The sequence below is a fragment of the Tsukamurella hominis genome, assembly GCF_965137015.1.
Taxonomy (GTDB): domain Bacteria; phylum Actinomycetota; class Actinomycetes; order Mycobacteriales; family Mycobacteriaceae; genus Tsukamurella; species Tsukamurella hominis.
Window position 1 is genome coordinate 19602 of record NZ_CBCRZG010000017.1, and the last position, 24415, is coordinate 44016.

The following is a 24415-nucleotide window of genomic DNA, read 5'->3' on the forward strand; positions in this document are numbered from 1 at the left end:
CCGTGACGGCGGTGGAGGTGCCGACCGCGCCCGTCCCGCGCCGCCAGGTGGCGGCGTGGTGCGCGTGGGACTGGGGGAGCGCCGCGTTCAACGCGGTGATGACCACGTTCATCTTCACCGTGTACTTGACCGGTGCCGTCGGCGAGGACCTCCCGGGCCCGATCAGCGCCACCAGCTGGCTGTCGTGGGCGATGGCCGCCGCGGGCGTGGTCGTGGCGCTGACGGCGCCGGTCCTGGGTGGGCGTGCCGACGCCGCGGGCCGGCGGAAGTTCTCGCTCGCCGTGTGGAGCGCCGTGGTCACGCTGTGCACGGCCGCGTGCTTCTTCGTGCGCGACGAGTACCAGTACCTGTGGCTCGGCCTGCTGCTGCTCGCCGTGGGGACCGCCGCCTTCGAGCTGGCGAACGTGCCGTACTACGCGATGCTGCGGCAGGTCTCCACGCCGAAGACGATCGGCCGGGTGTCCGGGATCGGCTGGGCGTGCGGCTACTTCGGCGGCATCGTGCTGCTGCTGATCTGCAACTTCGGCTTCATCGCGGGCGACGGGCCGACTCGTGGGTTCCTCGACGTGCCCACCGAGGGCGGGCTGAACATCCGGCTCGTGGCCCTGTTCGCGGCGGCGTGGTTCGCGATCTCCGCGTTGCCGGTGCTCTTCCTCGTGCCGGAGCTCCCCGCGGACCCGAGCGCGGCGCCCCGCCGCGGGCTTGCCGGGGCCTACCGCGACCTGTTCGCGACGATCGGCTCGCTCTGGCGCGCGGACCGCAACGTCGTGTGGTTCCTCGTCGCGTCGGCGGTGTTCCGCGACGGGCTCGCGGCGACCTTCACCTTCGGCGCGGTGCTCGCACACAGCGTGTACGGGATGAGCGAGTCGACGGTGCTGCTGTTCGGCGTGGCCGCCAATGTCGTGGCCGCGCTGGGCGCGGTGATCGCCGGGCGGTTCGACGACCGGATCGGCCCGAAGCCCGTGATCGTGACCTGCCTCGCGGGCATGCTGATCGCGGGCACCGTGCTCCTGTTCGTCAGTGGCGAGACCATGTTCTGGGTCTTCGGGCTCATGCTCACGGTGTTCGTCGGCCCGGCCCAGTCCTCGGCGCGCAGCATGCTCGCGCGGATGACGGTTCCCGGCCGCGAGGGCCAGATGTTCGGGCTGTACCAGACCACCGGCCGCGCGGCCTCGTTCCTCGGACCCGCGCTGTTCGGGCTCTTCGTCTGGGTCTTCGGCACCGACCGCGCCGGCATCGGCGGGATCATCCTGGTCCTCGCGCTGGGGCTGGTCCTGCTCCTGCAGGTGCAGCCCGCCCGTGATCGCGCGCTCGCCTGAGCGGTCACCGGTGTACGGCGTCGATGGCCTGCTGGTGTGTGAAGCCCAGTTCCATGGCGGCGGCGAGATAGTTGCGAGCCAGGCGGTGCAGGTCCTCGGTGGGCGGCGCGACGGTGGCGGCGGGCGGCGTGAGTACGTGCGTGCCGCGCCCGCGACGCGACTCCACCCAGCCCTGGGCCTCGAGGTCGCGGTACGCCCGCCCGACGGTGCCGACCGCCACGTCGAGGTCTCGGGCCAGCTGCCGCAGCGGGGGGAGCCGGTCGCCCGGCTGGAGTCCACCCGAGGCGATCACGCCGGCGATCTGTCGCCGGATCTGTTCGTACGGCGGCAGCGGATCGTCGGCGCGGACCACGATGGCGGGCCCGGTCATGGCCGGACTTCCTCAAGCCGGACCGCCGCCGTCCCGGTCCTTCGAGTGCGAGAGGGGATCAAGAAGGCGAGGAACGCCCAGATTCCGAGGGCGAAGCCCATCGCGGCTCCCGCCGGGAAGGCGAAGCGGCCGATTGCCCACAGGGGCGAGTCCTCCGCCGAATGCGCGACCTGGAGGGCGGCCTCGATGAGCGACCAGCCCATCACGACCAGGAGGAACCCTGTGGCCATGGCGGTTGCGGCGATCGTGCGGGTGGAGATGCCCACGCGGAGCGCGATGTCGAGTTCGGCCTGGTCAAGGGCGCCCCACTTCCGGGCGCCGATCACGGTGATAGCCGCGAGCAGCGTCGACACGACGATCGCGAGTGCTGCGGGAATCGCGTAGAACGACCCGGTGAACGGTGTCGTGATCTCGACGCCGCCGTATTCCCCGGGCGAGGCGAAGGCGCGGGGCAGGCCGGCTTCGTCCGGAGACGCGGTGACACAGCCGATCGCAGCGAACGCCAATGCGGCCATGACCCCGATCACGGTGGCCACGAGGAGCTTGCGCGGAGCGGTGACGTCGATCGTCCGCGGTGAGAGTGATGCGACCCGAACGGATTCGCGTGCGCGGACTGCCGAGCCGATGATTCCCGTGGCGGCCCCGAGGCCGAGCTGCAGGACGATGAGCGCGGCAGGGAACGCGAGGAGAAGTCCTCGTCCCAGTCGGTCGTCGACGATGAGTGTCGTCGCCGTGGCGACGGCGAGCAGCGAGGCGACGCCGAGTGCGGCCGCTACCGAGCGGGACGCTCGGCGGGCTTCCGGGGTGCGCGGGGCGGCGGCGTCAGTGGTGACCAGCACGTAGATCACGCGGATGACCACGGCGGCGATCGCGAGCGGGATGAGGGGCAGGAGGAAGATGCCGATGAACATGGGTCAGTTCTCCTTGGGAGCGTCGCGCCACTGCGACCGGAGATCGGCGACCGGGGTCTCCGATGCGAATCGGGCTTTATCGAACGGTGTGGTCGTGATGCGGATACCGGTGTCGCTGTTGATGACGAGCACGCTTCCCAACTTGTCGCGCAGGCCGTCGGTGCGAGCGAAGGACCGAGCGAGTGTTGACGCGCCGTCCCTGGTGCCGTCAGGGCCGACGCCCGGGCCGCACATCTCGATCGTGAGCGCGATTCGTCCGTCCGCCGACTGCTCGGCGCTGAAGGCGCCGCTGAAGTTGACGGGTTGTTCGAGTTCGGCGAGCCCCTGTCCGGCGCGCTTGATCGCTGGGCCGATGCCCTCGTTGAACACGATGAAGTCCCCACCTGCGCACTCCGGCAGGGCCACCAGGGTGCCCGACACCGGGTACTTCGTCACCGTCGTGCTCAATCCGCAGCCGGCGAGGGCGAGGCCCGCGAGGACGACCGCGGGAGCGGCGATCAGGGAGCGACGCATTTTGACTCCTTGTGTCGTGTGTTTGATACAAGGAGTTGATCACAGCGCCGGGCAATGTGTCAACTGTTTAGAACAATGCCTCCTCGTCTCGAGGCTGTGCTCGGCGCCGCGTGGGGGACGATCCGGCCCGGATGGCGCGCCATGGGGGAATCGGTGTTCAGACGGGGAGAATTGGCGTCTGACGGGGGATTCGGCGTCGCGCGGGGGTAGGCCGAGCCCCCACCGAGCGTGCGGCGTCCGGTGGGGGAGCGAACGCTCGAGTCGCGGCTCGGTGCCGCGCGGGGGACAAACGAGATCGAGGTCGAGTCGACCGTCAACCCACCGCGCACACCCCCGGCCCATCAGCCGCTGGCGATGGGCCGGGGTCGGTGCGGCGGGGTCAGCGCGGCGCGGTCGCCGACGCGGAGGGAGCAGCGGGCTTCGACGTCGCGCCCGGCTTCGCCGGCGTGCCCGGCTTCACTGCGTCCGCGCCGGGCGGCAGAACAGCTGCCACGGCGGGGTAGTCCACCGACAGGCGCAGGTTCAGCACCGGGCCGTTCGGAGTGTTCGGCATCGCCTTGCGCACGTTGTCCATCAGCTGCGACAGCTGGATCCCCACGCCGGTCGCGCTGCCGTTCGGGAACGCGGCGAGGATCGGCTGCAGCAGGCTGACCAGCATCGGCGACGCGGTCTTCAGTCCCTCGAGTGCCTGGGGAGTGAGGATCGCTTGCAGGCCGGCGACGAGGCCGGTGCGCTCGTCGTTGAGCCCGTCCTGCACGGCGAGGGTCTTCTTGCTGTCGCCGTTGTGGAGCGGCCGGTGGTCGAGGCCCGCCTGGAACGCCGGGATCATCGCGGCGAGCGCGGGATCGGCGGCCTGGAGGGCGGCGACCACCGTCGGGAAGGTCTGGGCGGTGGAGAGGCGCTGCGTGTCCTTCATCGTCTGCGCCACGCTGCCGAGCGCGGTGAGGAGCGGCAGCATCGCCTTCGACGAGGCGTCGACGTTCAGCAGCACCTGGCTCATGTGCGGCCGCAGGGCATCGTCGTTCACGTCGCCGAGGGTGGTGATCATGTTCGAGACGGTGTTGTCGGTGATCCGGCGGGTCGGGGCGAGTTCGGCGCCGTTCTGCAGGGCGCCGCCGCCCTCGTGCGGGGTGAGGATCACCTCGGAGACGCCGAACAGGTTGCCGGCGGAGAACGCCGCCTCGACGTTGTTGGTGAGGGTCCGGCCCTGCGGGCCGTCGAGGCGCAGGGTCACGCCCTGCTGTGCGTTCCCCAGCGACCTGATCTCGCTGACGGAGCCCACGTCGATGCCCTGGATCCGCACCTTGGCGCCCTCGACGATCCCGGCGGCCACGGTCGGTGTCCGGAGGGTGAAGGTGAAAACGTCCTGCGGACGCAGCGCCTGCACTCCCCAGGCCGCGAGGGCGATCAGCGCCAGGCACACGCTGAACGCGACGCCGCGCCGCCGCAGCTGGGCGGGCGACGGGGAGAAGCCGGGCACGGGAGCAAGATCCACAGATAGACAAATTATCCGTAGCTGTCTGAAATCCATGCTCCGACGGGGCCCTTTGTGCCCACACTCACGTCGCGCGTCGACCTGTGACGGCCGCCACTGCGCGCTCGTCGGCGCCCGGAGTGAGCTAGTCGATCTGCCCGACGGGCGTGCGCTTCTCCGCCTGGAAGGCGTCCTCGGCGCGGCCACGCGCCCAGTAGCCGGAGATGGAGAGTCGCTCGCGCGGCACCTGGAGCTCGCGCAGCACCTTGCGGATCGCCTTGATCGACTCGCGCTCGCCGTGGACGAAGGCGTGCGCCGTGCCGCGGTCCGCGGGCCAGTCCGCGACCGCCACCTGCCGCGCCAGGAAGTCGACGTCGGTCACGTCGGGGTTGACGGCCCAGCGGACATCCACGCCCGACGGTGCCGTCAGCGCGATCCGGTCGGAATCGCTCTCGACCTCGATGATCGCGGCGCCCCGCGCGTCGGCCGGGAGGGCCTCCAGGGCAGCGGCGATCGCGGGCACCGCCGAGAGATCGCCGGCCAGGAAGTGCCACGAGGCCCCGGGGTCGGGGGAGTAGGCGCCGCCCGGTCCCATGATGGTGATCGTGTCGCCCGGCTGCGCCCGCCGCGCCCACGGGCCGGCCAGTCCCTCGTCGCCGTGGACGACGAAGTCGATCGCGATCCGGCGCTCGGCGCGGTCGAAGGACCGCACGGTGTAGGTGCGGGTCGCGTCGCCGAAGGCGAGCTTGACGTAGGCGTCCGTGCTGGGCAGGCCGGGGAGTTCGGGGTCGCCGAAGGAGGCGAGGCTCTCGCCCTCGGCTATCACGCGGACGAGGTGAGCGCCGATCGCCTCGGTGAGCACGACCGTGGCCGCGTAGGTCGGCCGCGCGCGGCGAGCGGGGGTGGGGGAGCTTTCAGTACGCGTTTCAGTCACGACCTCCACCGTACGCCTCAAAAGTTAGGGTCGCCTAATCGTCTTGAATCCGGAGTGGCTTTGCTATTCAGAACGCTCCGATACCCGCGCGGCCGGGACTAGCATCTCCCACCATGAGTGCAGATGCCCCGAACGGCAAGGACCTTCGCAAGCGCGTCTCCCGCTCCGCCCAGGCGGGATTCACTCCGGACGGCCGCGACCCCGTCGACATCATCCGCGAGCAGAACAGCACTCGGATCCAGGAACTGGTGCCGGAGCGGATCGCCCGGATGCTGCACTCGCCGTTCTCCTTCTACCGCGGCGGGGCGGCGCTCATGGCGCACGATCTCGCGGGGGAGGCGAACACCGGTGTCACCGTCATGAGCTGCGGCGACGCGCACATCTCGAACTTCGGCCTGTTCGCCTCGCCGGAACGCCGACAGCTGTTCGACGTCAACGACTTCGACGAGGCGGGCAACGCGCCCTGGGAGTGGGACGTCAAGCGCCTCGCGGCGAGCGTGAAGATCTCCGCCCGCGAGAACGGCTACACCGAGGATCAGGCGAGCAGCGCGGTCGTCAAAGCGGCGGGGGCGTACCGGACCACGCTCGCGGGCCTCATGGAGCAGGGCGCCGTCGACCGCTACTACCAGTCCGTCGACGTCGACCGGCTCACCGCGCAGGCCGCCGACGACCAGTCGCTCAAGGATCTCATCGAGCAGACCGCGAAGAAGGCGCGCAAGCGGACCTCGGCGCGCATGGTCGAGAAGATCACCGCGACCAGCGAGGACGGCGAGCCGCACATCGTCGCCGACCCGCCCACGCTGGTGCCTGCCCCGGCGAAGCTCGTGGAGGGCTTCGAGGGTCTCTACGCGCAGTACCTGGACACCATCCGCGCCGACGCCGCGCAGCTCCTCGGGCAGTTCCGCGTGCTCGACTGGGCACTGCGCGTCGTCGGTGTCGGCAGCGTCGGCACCCGCTGCTTCATCGTGCTGCTCGGTCGCGACGTCCCGGGCGGCGGCACCGAGACCCTGTTCCTCCAGGTCAAGGAAGCCGCGCAGTCCGTCCTGCAGACCTACGGCAGGCTCGGCCCGTCGACGATGCCGCCCCGCGCGCCGAAGACGGGCGCGCAGGCCTGGCGCGTCGTCGCCGGGCAGCAGATCCTGCAGGCGCAGTCCGACTCCTTCCTCGGCTACACCCCGACGGTGCGCGGCAAGGACTTCTACTGGCGCCAGTTCCGGGACATGAAGGGCTCCGTCGTCCCCGAGCTGCTGACGCACGACCAGTTCGAGCGGTACGGCCAGGCGTGCGCCGCGGTCCTCGCCCGTGCCCACGCGCAGTCGCCGGGCGCGGCCACCGCCTCGGCCTATCTGGGCAAGTCGACGGAGTTCGAGGAGGCGGTCGCGACGTTCGCCACCGCCTACGCCGACCAGAACGAAAAGGATTACGCCGCAGTGCAGGCCGCCGTCAAGGCGGGGGTCCTGCCCTGCGCCGATACGGGCGTCGGACAGTCTTAGCGCGACCTTGACGGCGCCGGACCTTCCGCCCGCGCCCCGGCCCGCGTAGACCGGTAGGCGTGACTCTGATGGAGGTACTGCCCTCACTCGCCCGCGCCGGCATCGCCCGGTCCTTCGATCCCACGATCTGGCCCGACGGCACCGCGATGGACGGCGACGACGTCCTCATCGCCGGCGTCCCGGCGGCCGCGCTGGCAGACGGCGGACCGTCGGCCTACCCCGTGGTGGTGAGCCGCATCAGCCGGCTCGTGCGCTCGGGCCCCGTGGTCCTGTGCGACGTCGCCGGGGAGTTGCCGCCGCACGCGAGCCTGGCCGATGTCGCCTGGCCGGGCGCCCGGCTCGCCGGGGCCCGCATGCGGCAGCTCCTGGTGCGCGGCGCCGACGGTAGGAGGCTCGCCGCCCGGGTCGAGGTTCCCGCGGACGTCCCCGTGGACGCGCCGATCGCCCTGGCTCTCGCGCTGCCGCACGGCCTCGCGACGCCCGGCTCCCGGGCCTGGTGGCCCGCCGCGGACGCGCACCGGGGCCTCGAGCGCCTGGCCTGAGCGGCGTCCCCGTCGGGGGAGCGAGCCCGGTCGATTAGGCTTCGTGCGTGCACAATTTCCGCGATGCCGCGGGCGTGGACGGCTACCCCGCCGACGGGGGCCGGATGCGCCGGGGCCTGCTCTTCCGCTCCAGCGCGCTCGACGCCGACGCGATCGATCCCGCCCGCCTCGCGGAGGCCGGCCTGGCGGACGTCTTCGACCTCCGCATGACCGTGGAGGTGACGCCGAAGCCCGACGTCGTGCCCGACGGTGCGCGGTACGTGCGGCTCAACGTGATCGGTGACGACGTCGAGCTCGGCGCGCTGGATCCCACGTCGCTCAAGGACGCCGCGGGCGCCCGCGAACTGCTCTCCGACGTCTACCGCATGTTCGTCACCGAGGAGAACGCCCGCGCGCAGTTCGCGGCGCTCGTGCGTGCGGTCGCCGACGAGGAGCGGCCGCAGGTCTTCCACTGCACCGCGGGCAAGGACCGCACGGGCTGGGCCGCGGCGCTCGTGCAGCGGATCCTCGGCGTCTCGCCCGACGACGTGATGGCCGATTACCTGCTGACGAACGAGTACTCCGCGGCCGTCATCGACAAGATCGCGGCCGGGGCGGCCGCCGAACGCGGCGAGGCGGTCGGCGAGGCCGCGCGGGTGCTGGCGGGTGTCTTCCCCGAGGCGCTGACCGCGGCCTTCGACGAGGCCGACGCCCGGTACGGCGGCTTCGACGGGTACGTGCGCGAGGGCCTCGGAATCGATGACGCCGTCGTCGCCCGGCTGCGCGCGAAGCTCGTCGCGTAGCGCGGGCTCCTAGCCGAGCTTGCGGCCGCGGGTCGAGAACCGCCCGTCGTCCTGGGTGAAGCCCGCGGAGTCGACGGAGCACTGCAGCCCGCCGTCGCTCAGCGCGGTGCAGGACGCGCCGTGCACCGAAAGCCGGGCGCCCGCGGGCAGCTCCCGGGGGCGCTCCTGCACCGTTAGTGTGTCGAGGTAGCGCCAGCCGCGCTCCGTGATCTCGACGGCCTCGGGCCGGACCGCCCGATTCTTCACCGTGATCCGGGTGCCCGCCGGCGCGGAGATCCCGCACCGCACCGTGGTCGGGTCCGACGCCACGGTGCAGACCCGCTTGCCGCCGTCGTAGCGGTACAGGAACGCGTACCCGCCGCCGTCCGTGCGGTAGCGGTCGGCGTCCACCGCCGGTTCCGCGGCCGCGGGCACGGCGACCACGAACGCGCCGACGACCATCGCCGACACCAGGAGAGCACGCTTCATGCACGCCACTGTAGCGCGCGTGCACCGCGGCTACCAGGGCTAACGGCCGGGCACGCGCACGATCCGGTCGTCGCCGGGGCGCGGGTCGCCGCGCCCGTCGGTGTTGTTGGTGAGGATCCACGCGGAGCCATCCGGCGCGCGCACGACGTCGCGCAGGCGACCGAGGCTCTCGCGGTACTGCTCCGTCGCCGTGGCGGTCGCGGCGAGCGGGACCGTCCGCAGCCGCTCGCCGCGGAGGTTCGCGATGAGCAGATCGGAGCCGACGACCGCGATCCCGCTCGGGCTCGCGGACGACGTCGACCACTGCTGCAGCGGATCCACGAAGCCTTCGCGGCGCCCGATGCCCTCGACCTCCGGCCAGCCGTAGTTCGCGCCCGGGCGGATGAGATTGAGCTCGTCCCAGGTGTTCTGGCCGAACTCGCTGGCGTACAGGGCGCCGTCGGACGCCCAGGCCAGGCCCTGCGCGTTGCGGTGGCCGAGGCTGTAGACGAGCGAGTCGGGGAACGGATTGTCGGCGGGACGGCCCCCGTCGGGCGTCATCCGGAGGATCTTGCCGCCGAGCGCGCGCGGGTCCTGTGCGTCGTCGGGCCGTCCCGCGTCGCCGACGGTGGCGTACAGCATCCCGTCGGGCCCGAAGGCGATGCGCCCGCCGTTGTGGATCGACGCCGCGGGCAGGCCGGTGAGGATCGTCCGCGCGGGCCCCAGCGTGCGCGATCCCGGCGCGCCCTGCAGCGGCATCCGGACGATCCGGTTGTCGTCCGCGGTGGTGAGGTACGCGAACAGGTCGCCGTCGCGGACGGCGATCCCCAGCAGGCCGCCCTCGCCGCGCGCCGCGACCCCGTCGATCCGGCCGACCTCGCGCGGCTTCCCGTCGACGATCTCCACGATCCGCCCGCGGTCCCGCTCGCTGACCAGGGGAGCACCGTCGGCGAAGGCGATCGACCAGGGCGCGTCGAGGCCTGTGGCGATCGTGTCGTCGACCGCGGGCCCGGCACTCGGGCTCGGTGCCGCGGTCTCCGACGGTGCGCCGCCGCACGCTGCGAGGGGGAGCGTCGCGAGCAGCGCGATCGCAACGCCGCGGTGCCGGATCGGGGTGCGCATGGGTCCACAGTAGGGCGGAACGTCCGGTTTCACCGGCGTTGCGACTGCGTTCAGTGCTTCACTGGGCGGGTGGACGCGCTGACCGGATTCGTGGGCTGGGTCCCCTTCGCTGAGCTGCCCTCGGCCGACGTGCCGCGTGGCCCGGGCGTCTACGTGGTGGTGCGGCCGTCCGACGCGCCGCCCGCCTTCCTGGACGTGTCGCCCGCCGGTCACTGGAAGGGGAAGGATCCGACGGTGCCCGTCGCCGAGCTCGAGCGGCGCTGGGTGGCGGGGGAGCGGGTCGTCTACATCGGCAAGGCGGGTGCCGGCCGTCGCGGGCGCCGCGGTCTGCGCAAACGACTCGACGAGTACCGCCGCTACGGGGCGGGCGAGCGGGTCGGGCATTCCGGCGGCCGCCGGATCTGGCAGCTCGCAGACCACGGCGACCTGCTCGTCGCGTGGTGCGAGACCGCGGACGACGCCGCCGCACCCACCGAGAGCGCCATGCTCGCCGGCTTCGAGGCGCAGCACGGGTGCCTGCCGTTCGCCAACGCGCGGCACTGAGCACCGGCACCGACCACCGAGTGCAGGCGATTTCTCGTCCGCGCGACGCATGGGGTAATCTCCTACAGCACCGCGAGAGCGGCCACGGGCTGTGGCGCAGCTTGGTAGCGCACCTGACTGGGGGTCAGGTGGTCGCAGGTTCAAATCCTGTCAGCCCGACCAGAAGTCCCGAGACACACAGTGTCTCGGGACTTTCCTGGTTTCCGGGGCGAGCCGCTCCGCGTCGATGGAATCCCCGATCGCTGCGCGGGGTTGGCCCTGACATGAGCGACGAACGAGAGAACGGGCACGCACTCTGGGTCTCGGCGCATCCGCGGGCGGAATCGCTGACGGCGACGCTGCGCGGCGCGGGGGTGGGGCGGCTCCGGGCGGACGGCTGGTCGGTCGACGTCGCCGACCTGTACGCCGAGGGCTTCGACCCGGTCCTGGTCGACGAGGGCGGCGCGGACGTGCGCGCCGAGCAGCGCCGTCTCCTCGCCGCCGATCTCGTGGTACTGCAGTTCCCGCTGTGGTGGTACGGCCCGCCGGCGATGCTCAAGGGTTGGATCGACCGGGTCTTCGAGCGGGGCTTCGCCTACGACGTGCCGGATCCGGCCACCGGCCGCAACCGCAAGTACGGCGACGGTGGCCTCGCCGGCCGGAGGGCGCTGGCCGTCGTCACCGCCGGTGACCGGGCGAATTCGATCTCGCCGCGCGGGATCAGCGGAGACGTCGAGGACCTGTTCTGGCCGCTGCTGCACGGCACCTTCTGGTACACCGGCATGGAAGCGCTTGCACCGCATCTGATCACGGACGTCCACGGGATCGATGCCGACGGTGTGCGTCGCCTCGCGGACGGTCTCGCCGAGCGGCTCGGCACCGTCGGGACCGAGGAGCCGATCCCGTACCTGCCCATGACGGACGAGTACTACGACCATTCGATCGCCCTGCATCCGCACGTCGCGGCAGGGCTGGCGGGAGGGCCGGCGCACCGGCACCGGTCATAGGCCGTGCAGCGCCGCGAACGGGTCCTGCGTGGAGTCCGTCCGGTGGTCGAGCTCGGCCATGGCCACGGCGACGCCGGCGACCTCGTCGCCGCAGAGCGCCCGGATGAGGGCGACCGTCATGTCCATCCCCGCGGCCACGCCCGACGAGGTCCAGCGGTCGCGGTCCTCCACCCACCGGGCGTGCGGAACCCACTCGACGGTGCTGCCGAAGGTCTCGACCCAGCGGAACGCGTACTTGTTCGACGTCGCGCGGTAGCCCTCGAGCAGGCCCGCCGCCGCGAGCAGCGCGGAGCCGGTGCATACGGACGTCACCAGCCGGGCGGCGGTGCCGTGGCCGCGCAGCCAGGCGAGGAAGGCATCGTCGGTGATGACCTCGCGGGTGGCGAGGCCGCCCGGGACCAGGATGATGTCCGGCGCGGGCGCCGCGGCGTAGGTGTGGTCGGAGTTGACCGTGACGCCCTGCGAACTGCGCACGGGCGACTCGCCGGGAGCGAGGAAGGTGACCGAGAAGTGCTCCGGCAGCAGGCCGAACAGCTCGACGGGGCCGAAGACGTCGAGCAGCTCGAAGCCGTCGAACAGGACGATCTGGACGGAGCGCGGGGCGGCCATGACCCGACCGTACGGGAGCCGCGGGCGGGCGGCCCGGAGCCGCCGCATGCATGATGGGCGCATGAGTCTTTCCGACAAGGTCACCGAGCTCGGCGCGTGGGGTCTCGAGAACGGGCATCGCGCCCTGCTCGCGATCACCGGCGGCCGCTTCCCCAAGCGCGTGCTCGGCATGCAGACCCTGGAACTGCACACCATCGGCCGGAAGTCCGGGCAGCGTCGCTCGACGATGCTCACGGCGCCGATCTACGGGCCCGACCGCGTCGTGGTGGTCGCCTCCAAGGGCGGGCACTCGGACAACCCGGACTGGTTCAAGAACCTGGCGGCGAATCCCGACGTGGAGATCACCGTCGACGAGGTCACGAGCCCGTGGACCGCCAAGGCCGCCGACCCGGCCGAGAAGGCGCAGCTCTGGCCCCAGATCACCAAGGCCTACAGCGGCTACGAGGGCTACCAGAAGCGCACCGACCGCGACATCCCCGTGGTGGTGCTGACCCCGCGCTGACGCATCGCCGAATCACCCGTATCGATCCGGGGCCCGGGCTACCGTTCCGGACATGACGAATCAGCGTGTGAAGAAGTTCGCCACTGCGTTCGCGGCGCCCGCGGTCGTGGTCCTCGGCGTCACCGGGTGCTCCCAGTCGACGGGCGGCGAGCCGGTCGCAGCGGGCACCCCCTCCTCGACGGCGGTGGCGACGTCGGCCGCCTCGACCGCGGCCAGGCCCGGCGAGTGCGCGCCGGTGTCCGGCCGCGTGCTGACGCTGCCGACGAAGGCGGCGGGGGAGCCCACGCTCGGCTTGCCGCAGCCGACCGGATGGGAGCGGGAGACCTCCCAGGACTCCGACGTGATCCGCGGCGCCATCGTCAACAAGGAACTGGTCAGCGACGCCTTCGCCGCGAACGCGGTGATCACGCTGGAGAACGCCAAGGGCATGACCGCCCAGCAGGCGCTCGACTCCCAGGTGGACTCGCTGCGCCAGGGCCTCAAGGTCACGGGCCTGCAGCCCGTGCCGGGCACCCTCTGCGGTTACCCGAGCACGACCGTCACGTACACGATGCCCGGCAGCACGCCGAACCATCAGTCGACCACCCTCGCGGTCTCCATCCCCGACGGCGTGACCCTGTGGTCCGTCACCGTCACCGTCCAGTCCAAGATGCCCGACGATCCGCTCTACCGGCGCGACGCGCAGGCGATCCTGACGGGGCTGCAGATCACGAAGTGAACTGAGGGTCCCGCCCGATGAAGGCCATCAGCGAGGTCACCTCGTCGGTCCCTGCCGGAACCGGGATCGGGGCGCCGAACTGGCCCGACTCCTGCAGCATCGGCCCCATCGACTCGAGCCCGCTGTGCAGTGCCTTCGCGAACGCCGGATCGAGATCCGGCGTGATGCCGTTCGAGCGACCCAGATCCCAGGTGTGCATGAAGACGTCGGCGGTGTAGAACTGGTCGACCAGCGCGTCCAGCGGCTTCTCCCCGAACATCTGCGTGGTGAGCACCCGCGACGCGTCCGGCGCGTCGAGCAGGGCCTGTACCGCCTCGGTCAGCTGGCCGAAGGCGGCCACCGGCTCTGCCGCGTCCGACGGGGCGCCGGGCAGCTCCACACCGTTCATGGCGAGGAACCCGGGCAGCCACTCCACGAGGTGGCCGACCACCTCGCGGGCCTTCCACTCCGGGACGGGCGTCTGCGCGTCCCAGTCGGTGATCGCGCCGGCGACACCGGCGAAGGTGGCCGCCGCGGCGCGGTGCCGTTCGGCGGGGGAGAGCGTGCTGAGTTCAGTCATGGCGCCACTCTGGCACGGGCCACCGACAGGCGCGTGGCCTACCGTGAACATCCGTGACCGAACACCTGAGCATTCCCACCGCCGCGGGCTCCTTCGACGCGATCGCCGCCGGCCCCGAGGACGGGCGGCCGGTGCTGTTCCTGCACGGCTTCCCCGAGGCCGCGATCGCCTGGCGGTACCAGGTCGCGGTGTTGGGGGAGCGCGGATTCCGTGCCGTCGCCGTCGATCAGCGCGGCTACTCGCCGGGAGTGCGGCCCGAACGGCCCGCCGAGTACGGGATCTCCGAGCTGATCGGCGATGTGGTGGCGATCGCCGACGCCCTCGGTTGGGAGCGGTTCGACCTCGTCGGGCACGACTGGGGCGGCGCCGTCGCGTGGTGGACCGCCACCGACCATCCCGACCGGCTGCGGTCGCTCGCCGTCGTCTCCACGCCCCACCCGGCGGCCCTCGCCGTCGCGCTGACGACGGACGAGGACCAGGCGAACCGCTCCCGCTACATGACGGAGTGGCGTGCCACGCCGGCCACGGAGAACGCCATGCTCGTCGACGACGCCCGAGCGCTGCGGCAGATCTTCGGGCGCGACGTGCCACGGGACGCCGTCGACGACTACGTCCAGCGCCTGCAGGAGCCGGGCGCCCTCACCGCCGCCCTGAACTGGTACCGCAGCGGCCGCCCGCCGGCCGCCCTCGGCACCGTCGACATCCCGGTCCTGTACGTATGGCCGACCGAGGACGTGGCCTTCGGCGACGTGGCCGCCCTCGGGACCGCCGCGCACTGCAGCGGGCCGTACCGGTTCGAGATGCTCGAGGACGTCTCGCACTGGGCGCCCGAGCAGGCGCCGGAAGCGATCACGGGCCTGCTGCTCGAGCACCTCGACGCGACCTGACTCGGCGTTACCCGGGGATGATCTCCGGCGAGTGGGTCACCGGGCAGTTCAGGGACGCCGCGATGTAGCACTGCTCGCCGGCGTCGTGGTGCAGCGCCCGCGCCAGCTCGGCGTCGGCGCCCGGGGCGAGGACCACCCGCGGCCGGAGGTCGATGGAGGTGAATCGCCCACCGGCGCCGGGGGTCTCGACCATCGTGCCGACGGCCGCGTCCACGTAGTCCACCACCACGACGCCGCGCACCGCGCACAGCGCGAGGTACGAGAGCATGTGGCAGTTCGCGGCCGCCGCCACGAGCAGTTGCTCAGGGTTCCAGAGCGCGGGGTCGCCGCGGAAGTGCGGGTCCGCCGAGGCGGCGATCGATGCCGCCGCCGCGGAGCTGAGCCGGTGTTCCCGCGGGTAGGAGCGGTAGTCGGCCGTGCCCTCGGGCGAGGACCATTCGATTTCGACGGAGTAAGTGTGCGCGTTCACCCCGCAATCGTCCCCCTGTTGTGTATCTAATGGGGAGCATGTTGCACAGGCGAAAGAAGTCCACCACCGTCCGGGTCGTCAGCGCGATGGCGGCCATGAGTCTCGTCGCGGCGGGCTGCGGCACGTCGGGCGACGACGCGGCGTCGTCGAGCACGGCCGCCGGCTCGTCGTCGAACGCCGCGCCCAGCAGTGTCGATCGTCCCGCTCCCGCGGGCGGGGCCGACGACGCCGGCGCCACGGAGAAGGCCCGCGCGCTGGCGGACGCGGTCACCCTCGACGGTGCGGTCAAGCACCTGGAGGCGTTCCAGGACATCGCGAACCGCAACGGGGGCAACCGCGCCCTGGGCTCGCCCGGCTACGAGCAGAGCGTCGAGTACGCCGAGAAGGTGCTCCGCGATGCCGGCTACACCCCGCAGCGCCAGGAGTTCTCGACCGCCGTCTGGTCCGCGTCCAAGGTCGACGTGCAGGCCGCGGGCGCGCCGGTGAAGGCCGCGGCGCTCTCGTTCTCGGGCGCCACCGAGGGCACCGTCACCGCCAAGGCCGTGGTCACCGGCACGCAGGGCTGCACCGACGCCGACCTCACCAAGGTCACCGCCGGGTCGATCGCGGTGGTGCAGCGCGGCAAGTGCACCTTCGGCGAGAAGTACAAGGCCGCCGCTGCGAAGGGCGCCAAGGCGCTGGTCATCACCAACAACCAGGCCGGTGACTGGAAGGGCGGCACGCTGGGCCTCGACGAGGGCGCCTCCATCGCCGTCGTGGGCGTGGCGCAGGACGCGCCGATCACCGACGGCCAGGACGTCACGCTCACCGTCGACGCGAAGACCGAGAAGGCCAAGACCTGGAACATCCTCGCCGAGACCACGAAGGGCGACGACGCGAACGTCCAGATGGTCGGCGCGCACCTCGACGGCGTCACCGAGGGCCCCGGCATCAACGACAACGGCACCGGTTCCGCCGCGGTCCTGGAGACCGCCGCCAAGCTCGGCGCGGGCGCGGACGTCAAGAACAAGGTCCGCTTCGCGCTGTGGGGCGCGGAGGAGGAGGGCCTCGTCGGCTCGGAGCACTACGTGAAGGAGCTGAGCGAGGAGCAGGCGTCGAAGATCAAGCGCTACCTCAACTTCGACATGCTCGGCTCGCCCAACGGCGGCTACTTCACGTTCGACGGGGACGGCTCGTCCAAGCTCGACGGTGGCGCCGGCCCGGCCGGCTCGGGCGTGATCGAGCAGGTCTTCCGCAACTACTTCGCGTGGCGCAACGTGCCGGTGGAGGCCTCCGCTTTCGACGGCCGCTCGGACTACGGCCCCTTCAAGGAGGTCGGCATCGCCTCCGGCGGCATGGACACGGGCGCGGACGGCAAGAAGACCGAGGAGCAGCAGCGGCAATGGGGCGGCACCGTCGGCGACATCTTCGACCCGAACTACCACAGCCCGCGCGACACGATCGAGAACGTCAACCGCGACATGTACCGCATCGCGCTCGGCTCGGTGGGCTTCTCCACGGCGTACTTCGCGGCGCTCTGACGCACCGGTACGCTCGACCACGCAAGCGGTCGAGTGATTCACAGTGCGTGATGTAGTGCGGAGGTCCGGTGGGCAGGTTCAGCAACAAGATGTGGAAGGTGCTCGGCGCGCAGAGCACGCGGAACCAGTCCCGTTCCGTCGCGCTGATCGAGCAGTCCGCCGCATTCGACGAGTGGGCGCAGGGGCTCTCCGACGACGAGTTCCCCGACGCCGCGCTGGCGCTGGACGTCTACGCCGCCAAGTCGGACGACCGCGCGAAGTTCATCGCGATCGCCCGGGAGGGCGCCGATCGCGCGCTCGGGCTGCGCCCCTTCGACGTTCAGTTGCAGGGCGCCGACCGGCTGCTCGAGGGCGACGTGGTCGAGATGGCCACCGGCGAGGGCAAGACCCTCGCCGGTGCCGTCGCCGCGGCGGGCATGGCCCTCTCGGGCCGGTCCGTGCACGTGATCTCGCCGAACGACTACCTCGCCCGGCGCGACGCGGAGTGGATGAAGCCGTTCTTCGACCTGCTCGACGTGACCGTCGGCTACGTCGCCGAGGCGTCCACCCGCGACGAGCGGCGCGCGGCCTACGCCAAGGACGTCGTCTACGGCTCGGTCAACGAGATCGGCTTCGACGTGCTCCGCGACCAACTCGCCACCCGCGCCGAGGACCTGCTGTCCCCGAAGCCCGACGTGGCGATCGTCGACGAGGCCGACTCGGTCCTGGTCGACGAGGCGCTCATCCCGCTGGTGCTGGCGGGCTCCGTCAAGGGCGACGTACCGCAGGCCGCGATCATGGAGGTCGTGGCCCGGCTGCGCGAGGGCAAGCACTACGAGATCGACGCGGACGGCAAGTCCGCCTTCCTCACCGACGACGGCGCGAAGCTGGTCGAGGAGGAGCTCGGCGGCATCGACCTGTACTCCGACGCGCACGTCGCGTCGACGCTGCCGCAGGTCAACATCGCCCTGCACGCCTACGCCCTGGTCGAGCGCGACGTGCACTACATCGTGCGCGACGGCCAGGTGAAGCTCATCAACTCCTCCCGCGGCCGCGTCGCCGAGCTGCAGCGCTGGCCCGACGGCCTGCAGGCGGCCGTCGAGGCCAAGGAGGGGCTCTCGCAGACCGACTCCGGTGAGGTGATCGACACGATCACGGTGCAGGCGCTGCTGCAGCGCTACGCCCTGGTGTGCGGCATGACCGGTACCGCGATCGCGGCCGGCGAGCAGCTGCGCCAGTTCTACGACCTGGGCGTCTCGCAGATCCCGCCGAACACGCCGAACATCCGCGTCGACCAGCCCATGCGGGTCTACGACAACAAGGGCAACAAGGTCGCCGGGATCGTCGACTACGTGCGCGAGGTGCACGAGACCGGCCAGCCGGTGCTCATCGGCACGCACGACGTGGCGGAGTCCGAGGAACTCGCGCACATGCTCAAGATCTCGGGCGTGGTCGCGACGGTCCTCAACGCCAAGAACGACGCCGACGAGGCCCGGATCATCGCGGACGCCGGCACCAAGGGCGCCGTCACCGTGTCGACCCAGATGGCGGGCCGCGGTACCGACATCAAGCTCGGCGGCCACGACGCCGGCGACGAGAGCCCGGAGCACGACGAGGTGGCAGAGCTCGGCGGGCTCGCCGTCGTGGGCACCGGCCTGCACGACACCGAGCGGCTCGACCAGCAGCTGCGCGGCCGCGCCGGCCGCCAGGGCGACCCGGGCACGTCGGTGATCTTCGCGTCCGTCGAGGATCCGATCGTGGAGCGGCACCTGCCGCTCAAGCGACCGCCGGGCGGCGCCGACCCCGAGACGGGGGAGTTCCCGCGCGGCAAGGCCGCCGACATGCTGGATTCGGCGCAGCGCGTCGCCGAGGGCGGGATGCTCGAGACGCATGCGAACACGTGGCGCTACAACCAGCTGGTCAACCAGCAGCGCGACCTCGTGATGGCGCGGCGGCACACCCTCCTCACCACGGAGCGGCCGCTCGAGGACTTCGCGGAGCTGGAGCCCGAGCGGCTCGCGGAGCTGCGCGAGGCGGGCGTCGAGGACGAGGTCCTCGAGCAGGCCGCCCGCGAGGCCTTCCTCTACCACCTCGACCGGGCCTGGGCGGAGCACCTCGCGTTCGTCTCCGAGGTGCAGACCACGATCCACCTGCGTGCATTGGGCCGCCAGTCGCCGCTCGACGAGTTCCACCGCCTGGTGATCGAGGAGTTCCGCAAGCTGCCGGAGGAGGCCGTGCGCCGCGCCCGGGAGACGCTGCGGGAGGCCGAGATCACCGCGGACGGGATCGATCTCGACGGCGCCGACCTCGGACGCAACACGCTGACCTGGACGTACATGGTCCACGACAACCCGTTCGCCACGAAGGGCATGGCGAACATGTTCGGGATGATCTGAGCGGGGCGTGAACGAGACCGGGGGGTCCGTGCCCGAGGCCGGCGGCGCACCGTCGGCCCCGGGGAAGCCCCCGAGCCCGCTGAACGTGCCCAACGCGCTCAGCGTCCTGCGCCTCCTCGGCGTGCCGCTGTTCCTGTGGCTGCTGCTGGTGGAGCACAGCGACGCCTGGGCGCTGGTGGTGCTCATGGCGTCCGGGTTCACGGACTGGCTCGACGGCAAGCTCGCGCGGCTGCTGAACCAGCAGACGCGGCTGGGGGAGCTGCTCGACCCGGCCGCCGATCGGCTCTACATGATCGCCGTCCCGATCGCCTTCGGCGTCCGCGAGATCCTGCCGTGGTGGGTGATCGGGTTGCTCATCGGCCGCGAGGTGGTGCTCGCCGGGACGGTTCCCTTCCTGCGCAGCCGCGGTATCACCGCGCTGCCGACGCTGTACCTCGGCAAGGCGGCGACCTTCGCCCTCATGTACGCGCTACCCATGCTCCTGGCGGGCACCTTCGACAACGCGCTCGGGGCGGTGATGCACCCGCTGGGCTGGGCGTTCCTCATCTGGGGCCTGGGCATGTACTGGTGGACCCTGGCGCTGTACTGGTGGCAGACGGTGCTGGTGGTGCGTGACCTGCCCCGGGTGCGGTAACCGGGGGGTGTGTTGCTCAATCATCGTGCCGCCCACTAAGTTGTAACCCGCTGCGCGGCCCCGCTCAGCCCTCGCGAAAGGACATCACGTTGAGTGCCAGCTTCCCCGGAGAACTGCTGTACACCCCCGATCACGAGTGGCTGCTGAAGAAGAGCGAGACCGTGGTGCGGATCGGGATCACCGATTTCGCCCAGGATCAGCTGGGTGACGTGGTCTTCGTGCAGCTGCCCGAGGACGACGCCGAGGTCGCCTCCGGCGATTCGTTCGCCGAGGTGGAGTCCACCAAGAGCGTCTCCGACATCTACGCGCCGCTGTCCGGCACCGTCGTCGCGATCAACGGCGAACTCGACTCCAGCCCGGACCTGATCAACTCGGATCCCTACGGCGAGGGCTGGATCGTGGAGATCGAGGCTGCGTCTCCCGAGGACCTGGAGACCGCCCTGGGCGAGCTGCTGGACGCCGATGCGTACAAGGCGCTGACCGCCGAGGCGTGAACGCCTTTCCTTAGAACGGCTTTAGAGCCGCCGAATCCGGCCGCCTCCGAGGCGCCGGGCACGGTACCGTGGACCCTACGTCCATCAGGTGTCGTGAACTACAGACCTGTGCAGTAATCACTGACGAAGGAGCGATGTGAGCGAGAACGACAAGGGCAACGAATCGGCCCCCGTTGAGACCACTTCGGTGTTCCGCGCCGACATCATCCGCGAGATGGACGCCTCCGGCGGCCCCGAGAACGATGCGCCCGTCCAGGGCCTCGACAACCTCCCGGCCGGCGCCGCCCTGCTCGTGGTGAAGCGCGGCCCGAATGCGGGTTCCCGCTTCCTGCTGGACCAGGAGACCACCTCCGCCGGCCGCCACCCCGATAGCGACATCTTCCTCGACGACGTGACGGTGTCGCGTCGGCACGCGGAGTTCCGCTCGGTCGAGGGCGGCTTCACCGTCGTCGACGTGGGCAGCCTCAACGGCACGTACGTCAACCGCGAGCCGGTCGACGCGTCGCCGCTCGCCCACGGCGACGAGGTCCAGATCGGCAAGTTCCGCCTGGTCTTCTTCGTCCCGGCGGCCGGCTGACCCCTGTGACGGCCCCACGCCAGGAACCGGCGGCCCCGAGCGCGATGTCGATCGGGGCCGTCCTCGAACGTCTTCGTGACGAGTTCCCGGACGTGACCATCTCCAAGATCCGATTCCTCGAGTCGGAGGGACTGGTCACGCCCGACCGGTCCCCGTCGGGGTACCGGCGGTTCTCGCCGAAGGACTGCGAGCGGCTCAGGTACGTGCTCACCGCGCAGCGCGACTACTACCTGCCGCTGAAGATCATCAAGGAGCAGCTGGACGCGCACGATCGGGGCGAGGCCGTCGAGGGCCCCGCTCCGCGTGCGCCCCGCGCGCTCGCCGCGGTGTCGTCGAAGACGGCGCCCGCCACCGACTTCTCGGCGCGCCGGCAGACCCGGATCAGCCGTGCCGACCTGCTCGCCCGCTCCGGGGCCGACGAGGCCTTCCTGCGGGAGCTGGAGCGCTCGGCGCTGCTCACCTCCGGCAAGGCCGGCTTCTTCGACGAGGACGCGGTCGCGCTGGTGCAGGCCGCCAAGGCCCTCGCCGAGTACGGCCTCGAGGCGCGGCACCTGCGCGCCTTCAAGACCTCGGCCGACCGCGAGGCCGGCCTCATCGCCCAGATCGCCAACCCCGTCGCCCGCGGCGGTGACGCGGGAGCCGCCGAGCGCGCGGCCGAGCTGGTGCGCGAGCTGGCCGCCCTGTCGGTCACCTTTCACACGCAGTTGGTCAAGGCCGCCGTCAAGGACGCGGTGCGCTGACGCCGCCACTGGACCGGGCGCGGTTCGCTGCTCGGCAACCGGGCGTCGGCGCTCGATCCCGCTGCCGCGCCGGTAAGCTGGAACCATGATCGAGATGACCGTCGCGGGCATCCGGATGGACCCGCCGCAGAACGATCCCGTCCTGCTCCTCCGGGAGGTCTCGGGCCCCCGGTACCTGCCCATCTGGATCGGCCAGGGCGAGGCCACCGCGATCGCGATCAAGCTGCAGGGCGTCGAGCCGCGCCGCCCGCTCACGCACGACCTCATCGTCGACCTGCTCGAGACCCTGGGGCGCTCGGTCACCGAGGTGCGGATCACCGGGCTCCAGGAGGGCACGTACTTCGCGGACCTCGTGCTCGACGGTGACCAGACCGTCTCGGCCCGACCGTCGGACTCCATCGCGATGGCGGTGCGGCTCGAGGTCCCGATCTTCGCGGAGGAGGAGGTGCTCGCCGAGGCGGGTCTCCTGCTGCCGGACGAGGAGACCGCCTCGGAGGCAGACGAATCCGGCGAGGAGCCGCCGGCCGACGAGGAGGTCGAGGCGTTCAAGGAGTTCCTCGATTCGATCTCGGCGGACGACTTCAAGGCCCCCGGCGAATCCTGAATCCGACGGCGATCGCTCGTGGATCCGGCGCCGCGGAGGGGGCGTGGAAGAGGTCACGATTCGATCTCGACCTCAACTTCAACTTGAGGGTGTCGGTGTGTCGCGTTGATTCGTCGCTCTCCGGGCCCTAGCGTTCACGCCGAACACCGCGGAATGGCACCGAGGGAATTACACCGACGGCCTCCACGCGGGAGGCGTACTCTCAGGAGTGCGCACGGACCTCATGAGGGAGACGGCAGTGACCGATCAGGACGGCCCCGGGCAGAACGCGCCGCAGGCGGATACCACCGTGGGCACGCAGGGCTCGCTGGACGACATCGCTCCGGGCCTGTTCCCGAACGACACCATTCCGGACGAGCTGCTCGGCTACCGCGGCCCCAGCGCCTGCCAGATCGCCGGGATCACCTACCGGCAGCTCGACTACTGGGCCCGCACCTCGCTCGTGGTGCCGTCCATCCGCAGCGCGGGCGGCTCGGGCACGCAGCGTCTCTACTCCTTCAAGGACGTGCTCGTCCTGAAGATCGTCAAGCGCCTGCTCGACACCGGCATCTCGCTGCAGAACATCCGCGTCGCCGTCGATCACCTCCGCCAGCGCGGCGTCGAGGACCTGGCGCGCATCACCCTCTTCTCCGACGGCACCACCGTCTACGAGTGCACCAGCGCCGAGGAGGTCGTCGACCTCCTGCAGCACGGCCAGGGCGTCTTCGGCATCGCGGTCTCCGGCGCGATGCGCGAGCTGACCGGCACCATCGCCGACTTCCCCGGCGAGCGCGCCGACGGCGTGGCCGCCGAGGCCGCCCCCGAGGACGAGCTGGCCTCGCGCCGCCGCAACCGCGCCCGCGCCACCGGATAGTCGGCCTCGAGAAAAGTCGTTCGCCCCGGCGCCGTCCCGGGGCCTAGCGTGTGCGGCATGGCCCACATCGCGATGTTCTCCATCCCCGCCCCGGGCCACGTGCTCCCGTCGCTGGACCTCATCAGGGAACTCGTGCGCCGCGGCCACCGGGTGACCTACGCCAACGACCCGTCCATGCGCGCGACGATCGAGCCCACCGGCGCCGAGTTCCGCGCCTACGATTCCGTGCTCCCGAAGATCGGCGACGCCGCCGGGACCGACGACGCGGAGGCCTACGGCGGCGACGTCATCGACCAGCTCTCCCTGTTCGCCGACGAGTACGAGAACCAGCTGCCCCGGTGGTTCGCGCTCTATCAGGACGACCGCCCCGATCTGATCCTCTACGACATCGCCGGGGCGATGAGCGTGGTCCTGGCCAGGACGTGGGGGATCCCGACCCTGCAGGTCTCGCCGACCTACGTGGCCTGGGACGGCTACGAGCAGGACATGGCCGACTTCCACACCCTGCTCCGCACCGACCCGCGCGGGATCGCGATGCTGGCCCGGCAGGACGCCCTCCTCGCCCGCCACGGGGTCCATGAGGACTCGCTCCACTTCCTGGGGACCCCGGAACGCTCCCTCGTCCTCATCGCGCCGTCCATGCAGCCGAACGCCGACCGGGTGGACCGAAGTCGGTACACCTTCACCGGCCCGGCCCGTCGGCTGCCGGAGGTGGCGGCACCGTCGGGCGACACGGACCGCAGGACGACGCTCCTGGTCTCCTTCGGCTCCGCCTTCACCGACCAGCCCGCGACCTACCGCGCCGCCTGCGACCTCGCCGCGCAGCGGCCCGACTGGCGCGTGATCCTGCAGGTCGGGGGCAGGACGGATCCGTCGACGGTGACCGCCACCGACGGGTCCGTGCCGCCGAACGTCGAGGTGTATCCGTGGATCGACCAGGTCGCGGTGCTGCAGGAGACCGACGTCTTCCTCACGCACGCCGGGATGGGCGGGTCGAGCGAGGCGATGCTGACCGGCACGCCCGTCGTGACCGCGCCGCAGGCCGCCGACCAGTTCGAGAACGCGACGATGCTCGCGGCGGCGGGGATCGCCGTGCCGATCCCGGAGGAGCTCTCGGGGACGACGCTCGGGGCGGCGTGCGACGCGGCGCTCGCGCTCACGGGCCGGGCGGGGGAGCTCGCGGCGGAGCTGTCCGAGCTGGGCGGACTCGACGCCGCGGTGGAGGTCGTGGAGTCCCGGCTCCCGGCGTGACCTCACCGTACGGGCGTTCTGCTGAAATGCGTTAGAATCTTCCTGCGTCGCAACACCGCGTGGGAGAGCCCAGCGGGCACCGTCGAGCACGGGCCCCGGGCGCCGAAGGAGCAACACCTCTCCGTCAATCTCTCAGGCACCAGGACCACGTGGGTTGGGCGCCTCTGGAGCCGCCGGCGACTGAGGG

At 71.4% G+C, this 24415-nt stretch carries 28 protein-coding genes, 1 tRNA gene and 1 riboswitch; of the genes, 19 read left to right on the forward strand and 10 right to left on the reverse strand.

Annotation, left to right across the window (positions count from 1 at the left end):
* The first annotated feature begins 2 nt into the window (after positions 1-2).
* Entirely contained in the window at positions 3-1319 is a 1317-nt protein-coding gene (locus tag ACM9LD_RS18715) for an MFS transporter (RefSeq protein WP_415678066.1), read from the forward strand.
* 4 nt (positions 1320-1323) lie between these two features.
* On the opposite strand, the gene ACM9LD_RS18720 is transcribed toward ACM9LD_RS18715, so the two are convergent.
* From ACM9LD_RS18720 to ACM9LD_RS18740, 5 genes are all read right to left on the reverse strand, one after another.
* Positions 1324-1689, reverse strand: a complete 366-nt coding sequence (locus ACM9LD_RS18720) for a GntR family transcriptional regulator (protein ID WP_415678067.1) — start codon at positions 1687-1689, stop codon at positions 1324-1326.
* Positions 1686-2600 (reverse strand): hypothetical protein, encoded by a 915-nt coding sequence (locus ACM9LD_RS18725; RefSeq protein ID WP_415678068.1) that lies wholly within the window; start codon positions 2598-2600, stop codon positions 1686-1688. Before ACM9LD_RS18725 ends, ACM9LD_RS18720 begins: the two co-directional genes overlap by 4 nt.
* Before the next feature lie 3 nt (positions 2601-2603).
* Positions 2604-3113, reverse strand: a complete 510-nt coding sequence (locus ACM9LD_RS18730) for a hypothetical protein (protein WP_415678069.1) — start codon at positions 3111-3113, stop codon at positions 2604-2606.
* A 379-nt stretch (positions 3114-3492) separates the two neighbouring features.
* The gene (locus tag ACM9LD_RS18735) at positions 3493-4608 is read right to left on the reverse strand and encodes an MlaD family protein (protein ID WP_415678070.1); all 1116 of its coding nucleotides are present in this window, start codon (positions 4606-4608) and stop codon (positions 3493-3495) included.
* A gap of 124 nt (positions 4609-4732) precedes the next feature.
* On the reverse strand, positions 4733-5521 hold the full coding sequence (locus ACM9LD_RS18740; protein ID WP_415678071.1) for a siderophore-interacting protein: 789 nt from the start codon (positions 5519-5521) through the stop codon (positions 4733-4735).
* A 113-nt stretch (positions 5522-5634) separates the two neighbouring features.
* On the opposite strand from ACM9LD_RS18740, the gene ACM9LD_RS18745 reads away from it, so the two are divergent.
* Genes ACM9LD_RS18745 through ACM9LD_RS18755 form a run of 3 tightly spaced genes read left to right on the forward strand, consistent with a single transcriptional unit; the run spans position 5635 to position 8338 of the window.
* Positions 5635-7014: a DUF2252 domain-containing protein gene (locus tag ACM9LD_RS18745; RefSeq protein ID WP_415678072.1), complete on the forward strand. Its 1380-nt coding sequence runs from the start codon at positions 5635-5637 to the stop codon at positions 7012-7014.
* Between the two features lie 59 nt (positions 7015-7073).
* Positions 7074-7556, forward strand: a complete 483-nt coding sequence (locus ACM9LD_RS18750) for a hypothetical protein (protein WP_415678073.1) — start codon at positions 7074-7076, stop codon at positions 7554-7556.
* Between the two features lie 47 nt (positions 7557-7603).
* On the forward strand, positions 7604-8338 hold the full coding sequence (locus ACM9LD_RS18755; protein WP_415678074.1) for a tyrosine-protein phosphatase: 735 nt from the start codon (positions 7604-7606) through the stop codon (positions 8336-8338).
* 9 nt (positions 8339-8347) lie between these two features.
* On the opposite strand, the gene ACM9LD_RS18760 is transcribed toward ACM9LD_RS18755, so the two are convergent.
* Both ACM9LD_RS18760 and ACM9LD_RS18765 read right to left on the reverse strand, forming a co-directional pair.
* On the reverse strand, positions 8348-8806 hold the full coding sequence (locus tag ACM9LD_RS18760) for a hypothetical protein (protein ID WP_415678075.1): 459 nt from the start codon (positions 8804-8806) through the stop codon (positions 8348-8350).
* 39 nt (positions 8807-8845) lie between these two features.
* Positions 8846-9907 (reverse strand): PQQ-dependent sugar dehydrogenase, encoded by a 1062-nt coding sequence (locus ACM9LD_RS18765; protein ID WP_415678076.1) that lies wholly within the window; start codon positions 9905-9907, stop codon positions 8846-8848.
* Positions 9908-9976: 69 nt separating this feature from the next.
* Between ACM9LD_RS18765 and ACM9LD_RS18770 the strand changes: the two genes are divergently transcribed.
* From ACM9LD_RS18770 to ACM9LD_RS18780, 3 genes are all read left to right on the forward strand, one after another.
* Positions 9977-10450 (forward strand): hypothetical protein, encoded by a 474-nt coding sequence (locus ACM9LD_RS18770; protein ID WP_415678077.1) that lies wholly within the window; start codon positions 9977-9979, stop codon positions 10448-10450.
* Between the two features lie 85 nt (positions 10451-10535).
* Positions 10536-10612: transfer RNA gene (locus ACM9LD_RS18775), tRNA-Pro, on the forward strand.
* Positions 10613-10713: 101 nt separating this feature from the next.
* Positions 10714-11436 (forward strand): NAD(P)H-dependent oxidoreductase, encoded by a 723-nt coding sequence (locus ACM9LD_RS18780; RefSeq protein ID WP_415678078.1) that lies wholly within the window; start codon positions 10714-10716, stop codon positions 11434-11436.
* On the opposite strand, the gene ACM9LD_RS18785 is transcribed toward ACM9LD_RS18780, so the two are convergent.
* Positions 11431-12045, reverse strand: coding sequence for a DJ-1/PfpI family protein (locus ACM9LD_RS18785; RefSeq protein WP_415678079.1), 615 nt, complete (start codon positions 12043-12045; stop codon positions 11431-11433). The two genes, ACM9LD_RS18780 and ACM9LD_RS18785, sit on opposite strands and share 6 nt — an antisense overlap.
* A 61-nt stretch (positions 12046-12106) precedes the next feature.
* On the opposite strand from ACM9LD_RS18785, the gene ACM9LD_RS18790 reads away from it, so the two are divergent.
* Positions 12107-12547, forward strand: a complete 441-nt coding sequence (locus tag ACM9LD_RS18790; protein WP_415678080.1) for a nitroreductase/quinone reductase family protein — start codon at positions 12107-12109, stop codon at positions 12545-12547.
* A 52-nt stretch (positions 12548-12599) separates the two neighbouring features.
* Entirely contained in the window at positions 12600-13265 is a 666-nt protein-coding gene (locus tag ACM9LD_RS18795; RefSeq protein ID WP_415678081.1) for a hypothetical protein, read from the forward strand.
* On the opposite strand, the gene ACM9LD_RS18800 is transcribed toward ACM9LD_RS18795, so the two are convergent.
* On the reverse strand, positions 13255-13824 hold the full coding sequence (locus ACM9LD_RS18800; protein WP_415678082.1) for a maleylpyruvate isomerase N-terminal domain-containing protein: 570 nt from the start codon (positions 13822-13824) through the stop codon (positions 13255-13257). The two genes, ACM9LD_RS18795 and ACM9LD_RS18800, sit on opposite strands and share 11 nt — an antisense overlap.
* 53 nt (positions 13825-13877) lie before the next feature.
* On the opposite strand from ACM9LD_RS18800, the gene ACM9LD_RS18805 reads away from it, so the two are divergent.
* Positions 13878-14711, forward strand: a complete 834-nt coding sequence (locus tag ACM9LD_RS18805; protein ID WP_415678083.1) for an alpha/beta fold hydrolase — start codon at positions 13878-13880, stop codon at positions 14709-14711.
* Positions 14712-14718: 7 nt separating this feature from the next.
* Here ACM9LD_RS18805 and ACM9LD_RS18810 read toward each other — a convergent pair whose 3' ends face one another.
* The gene (locus ACM9LD_RS18810; protein ID WP_415678084.1) at positions 14719-15180 is read right to left on the reverse strand and encodes an OsmC family protein; all 462 of its coding nucleotides are present in this window, start codon (positions 15178-15180) and stop codon (positions 14719-14721) included.
* Positions 15181-15218: 38 nt separating this feature from the next.
* On the opposite strand from ACM9LD_RS18810, the gene ACM9LD_RS18815 reads away from it, so the two are divergent.
* The 9 genes from ACM9LD_RS18815 (at position 15219) to ACM9LD_RS18855 (ending at position 24228) form a co-directional block, all read left to right on the forward strand.
* Complete coding sequence (locus ACM9LD_RS18815; RefSeq protein ID WP_415678085.1) at positions 15219-16700, forward strand: M28 family peptidase; 1482 nt, start codon at positions 15219-15221, stop codon at positions 16698-16700.
* 68 nt (positions 16701-16768) lie between these two features.
* Positions 16769-19075 carry an accessory Sec system translocase SecA2 gene (secA2, locus tag ACM9LD_RS18820; protein ID WP_415678086.1) on the forward strand — a complete coding sequence of 769 codons (2307 nt, stop codon included), beginning with the start codon at positions 16769-16771 and terminating at the stop codon, positions 19073-19075.
* 28 nt (positions 19076-19103) lie between these two features.
* Positions 19104-19709, forward strand: coding sequence for a CDP-alcohol phosphatidyltransferase family protein (locus ACM9LD_RS18825; protein ID WP_415678155.1), 606 nt, complete (start codon positions 19104-19106; stop codon positions 19707-19709).
* Positions 19710-19798: 89 nt separating this feature from the next.
* Entirely contained in the window at positions 19799-20203 is a 405-nt protein-coding gene (gene gcvH / locus ACM9LD_RS18830; protein WP_224647836.1) for a glycine cleavage system protein GcvH, read from the forward strand.
* 136 nt (positions 20204-20339) lie between these two features.
* Entirely contained in the window at positions 20340-20780 is a 441-nt protein-coding gene (gene odhI, locus ACM9LD_RS18835; RefSeq protein ID WP_068525802.1) for an oxoglutarate dehydrogenase inhibitor Odhl, read from the forward strand.
* Positions 20781-20785: 5 nt separating this feature from the next.
* Complete coding sequence (ftsR, locus tag ACM9LD_RS18840; RefSeq protein ID WP_462933953.1) at positions 20786-21520, forward strand: transcriptional regulator FtsR; 735 nt, start codon at positions 20786-20788, stop codon at positions 21518-21520.
* A gap of 85 nt (positions 21521-21605) precedes the next feature.
* Entirely contained in the window at positions 21606-22124 is a 519-nt protein-coding gene (locus ACM9LD_RS18845) for a bifunctional nuclease family protein (RefSeq protein WP_415678087.1), read from the forward strand.
* Between the two features lie 238 nt (positions 22125-22362).
* Positions 22363-22977 carry a MerR family transcriptional regulator gene (locus tag ACM9LD_RS18850; RefSeq protein ID WP_415678088.1) on the forward strand — a complete coding sequence of 205 codons (615 nt, stop codon included), beginning with the start codon at positions 22363-22365 and terminating at the stop codon, positions 22975-22977.
* A gap of 57 nt (positions 22978-23034) precedes the next feature.
* Positions 23035-24228 carry a macrolide family glycosyltransferase gene (locus tag ACM9LD_RS18855; RefSeq protein ID WP_415678089.1) on the forward strand — a complete coding sequence of 398 codons (1194 nt, stop codon included), beginning with the start codon at positions 23035-23037 and terminating at the stop codon, positions 24226-24228.
* A gap of 50 nt (positions 24229-24278) precedes the next feature.
* Positions 24279-24386: riboswitch (glycine riboswitch) on the forward strand.
* Positions 24387-24415: the final 29 nt, after the last annotated feature.

What these genes read in the sequence shown, in the direction of transcription:
- ACM9LD_RS18720 (WP_415678067.1), bottom strand. Translation starts at nt 1,689, where the DNA reads ATGACCGGGCCCGCCATCGTGGTCCGCGCCGACGATCCGCTGCCGCCG.
- ACM9LD_RS18725 (WP_415678068.1), bottom strand. Translation starts at nt 2,600, where the DNA reads ATGTTCATCGGCATCTTCCTCCTGCCCCTCATCCCGCTCGCGATCGCC.
- ACM9LD_RS18730 (WP_415678069.1), bottom strand. Translation starts at nt 3,113, where the DNA reads ATGCGTCGCTCCCTGATCGCCGCTCCCGCGGTCGTCCTCGCGGGCCTC.
- ACM9LD_RS18745 (WP_415678072.1), top strand. Translation starts at nt 5,635, where the DNA reads ATGAGTGCAGATGCCCCGAACGGCAAGGACCTTCGCAAGCGCGTCTCC.
- ACM9LD_RS18760 (WP_415678075.1), bottom strand. Translation starts at nt 8,806, where the DNA reads ATGAAGCGTGCTCTCCTGGTGTCGGCGATGGTCGTCGGCGCGTTCGTG.
- ACM9LD_RS18765 (WP_415678076.1), bottom strand. Translation starts at nt 9,907, where the DNA reads ATGCGCACCCCGATCCGGCACCGCGGCGTTGCGATCGCGCTGCTCGCG.
- ACM9LD_RS18780 (WP_415678078.1), top strand. Translation starts at nt 10,714, where the DNA reads ATGAGCGACGAACGAGAGAACGGGCACGCACTCTGGGTCTCGGCGCAT.
- ACM9LD_RS18785 (WP_415678079.1), bottom strand. Translation starts at nt 12,045, where the DNA reads ATGGCCGCCCCGCGCTCCGTCCAGATCGTCCTGTTCGACGGCTTCGAG.
- ACM9LD_RS18790 (WP_415678080.1), top strand. Translation starts at nt 12,107, where the DNA reads ATGAGTCTTTCCGACAAGGTCACCGAGCTCGGCGCGTGGGGTCTCGAG.
- ACM9LD_RS18795 (WP_415678081.1), top strand. Translation starts at nt 12,600, where the DNA reads ATGACGAATCAGCGTGTGAAGAAGTTCGCCACTGCGTTCGCGGCGCCC.
- ACM9LD_RS18800 (WP_415678082.1), bottom strand. Translation starts at nt 13,824, where the DNA reads ATGACTGAACTCAGCACGCTCTCCCCCGCCGAACGGCACCGCGCCGCG.
- ACM9LD_RS18815 (WP_415678085.1), top strand. Translation starts at nt 15,219, where the DNA reads ATGTTGCACAGGCGAAAGAAGTCCACCACCGTCCGGGTCGTCAGCGCG.
- ACM9LD_RS18845 (WP_415678087.1), top strand. Translation starts at nt 21,606, where the DNA reads ATGATCGAGATGACCGTCGCGGGCATCCGGATGGACCCGCCGCAGAAC.
- ACM9LD_RS18855 (WP_415678089.1), top strand. Translation starts at nt 23,035, where the DNA reads ATGGCCCACATCGCGATGTTCTCCATCCCCGCCCCGGGCCACGTGCTC.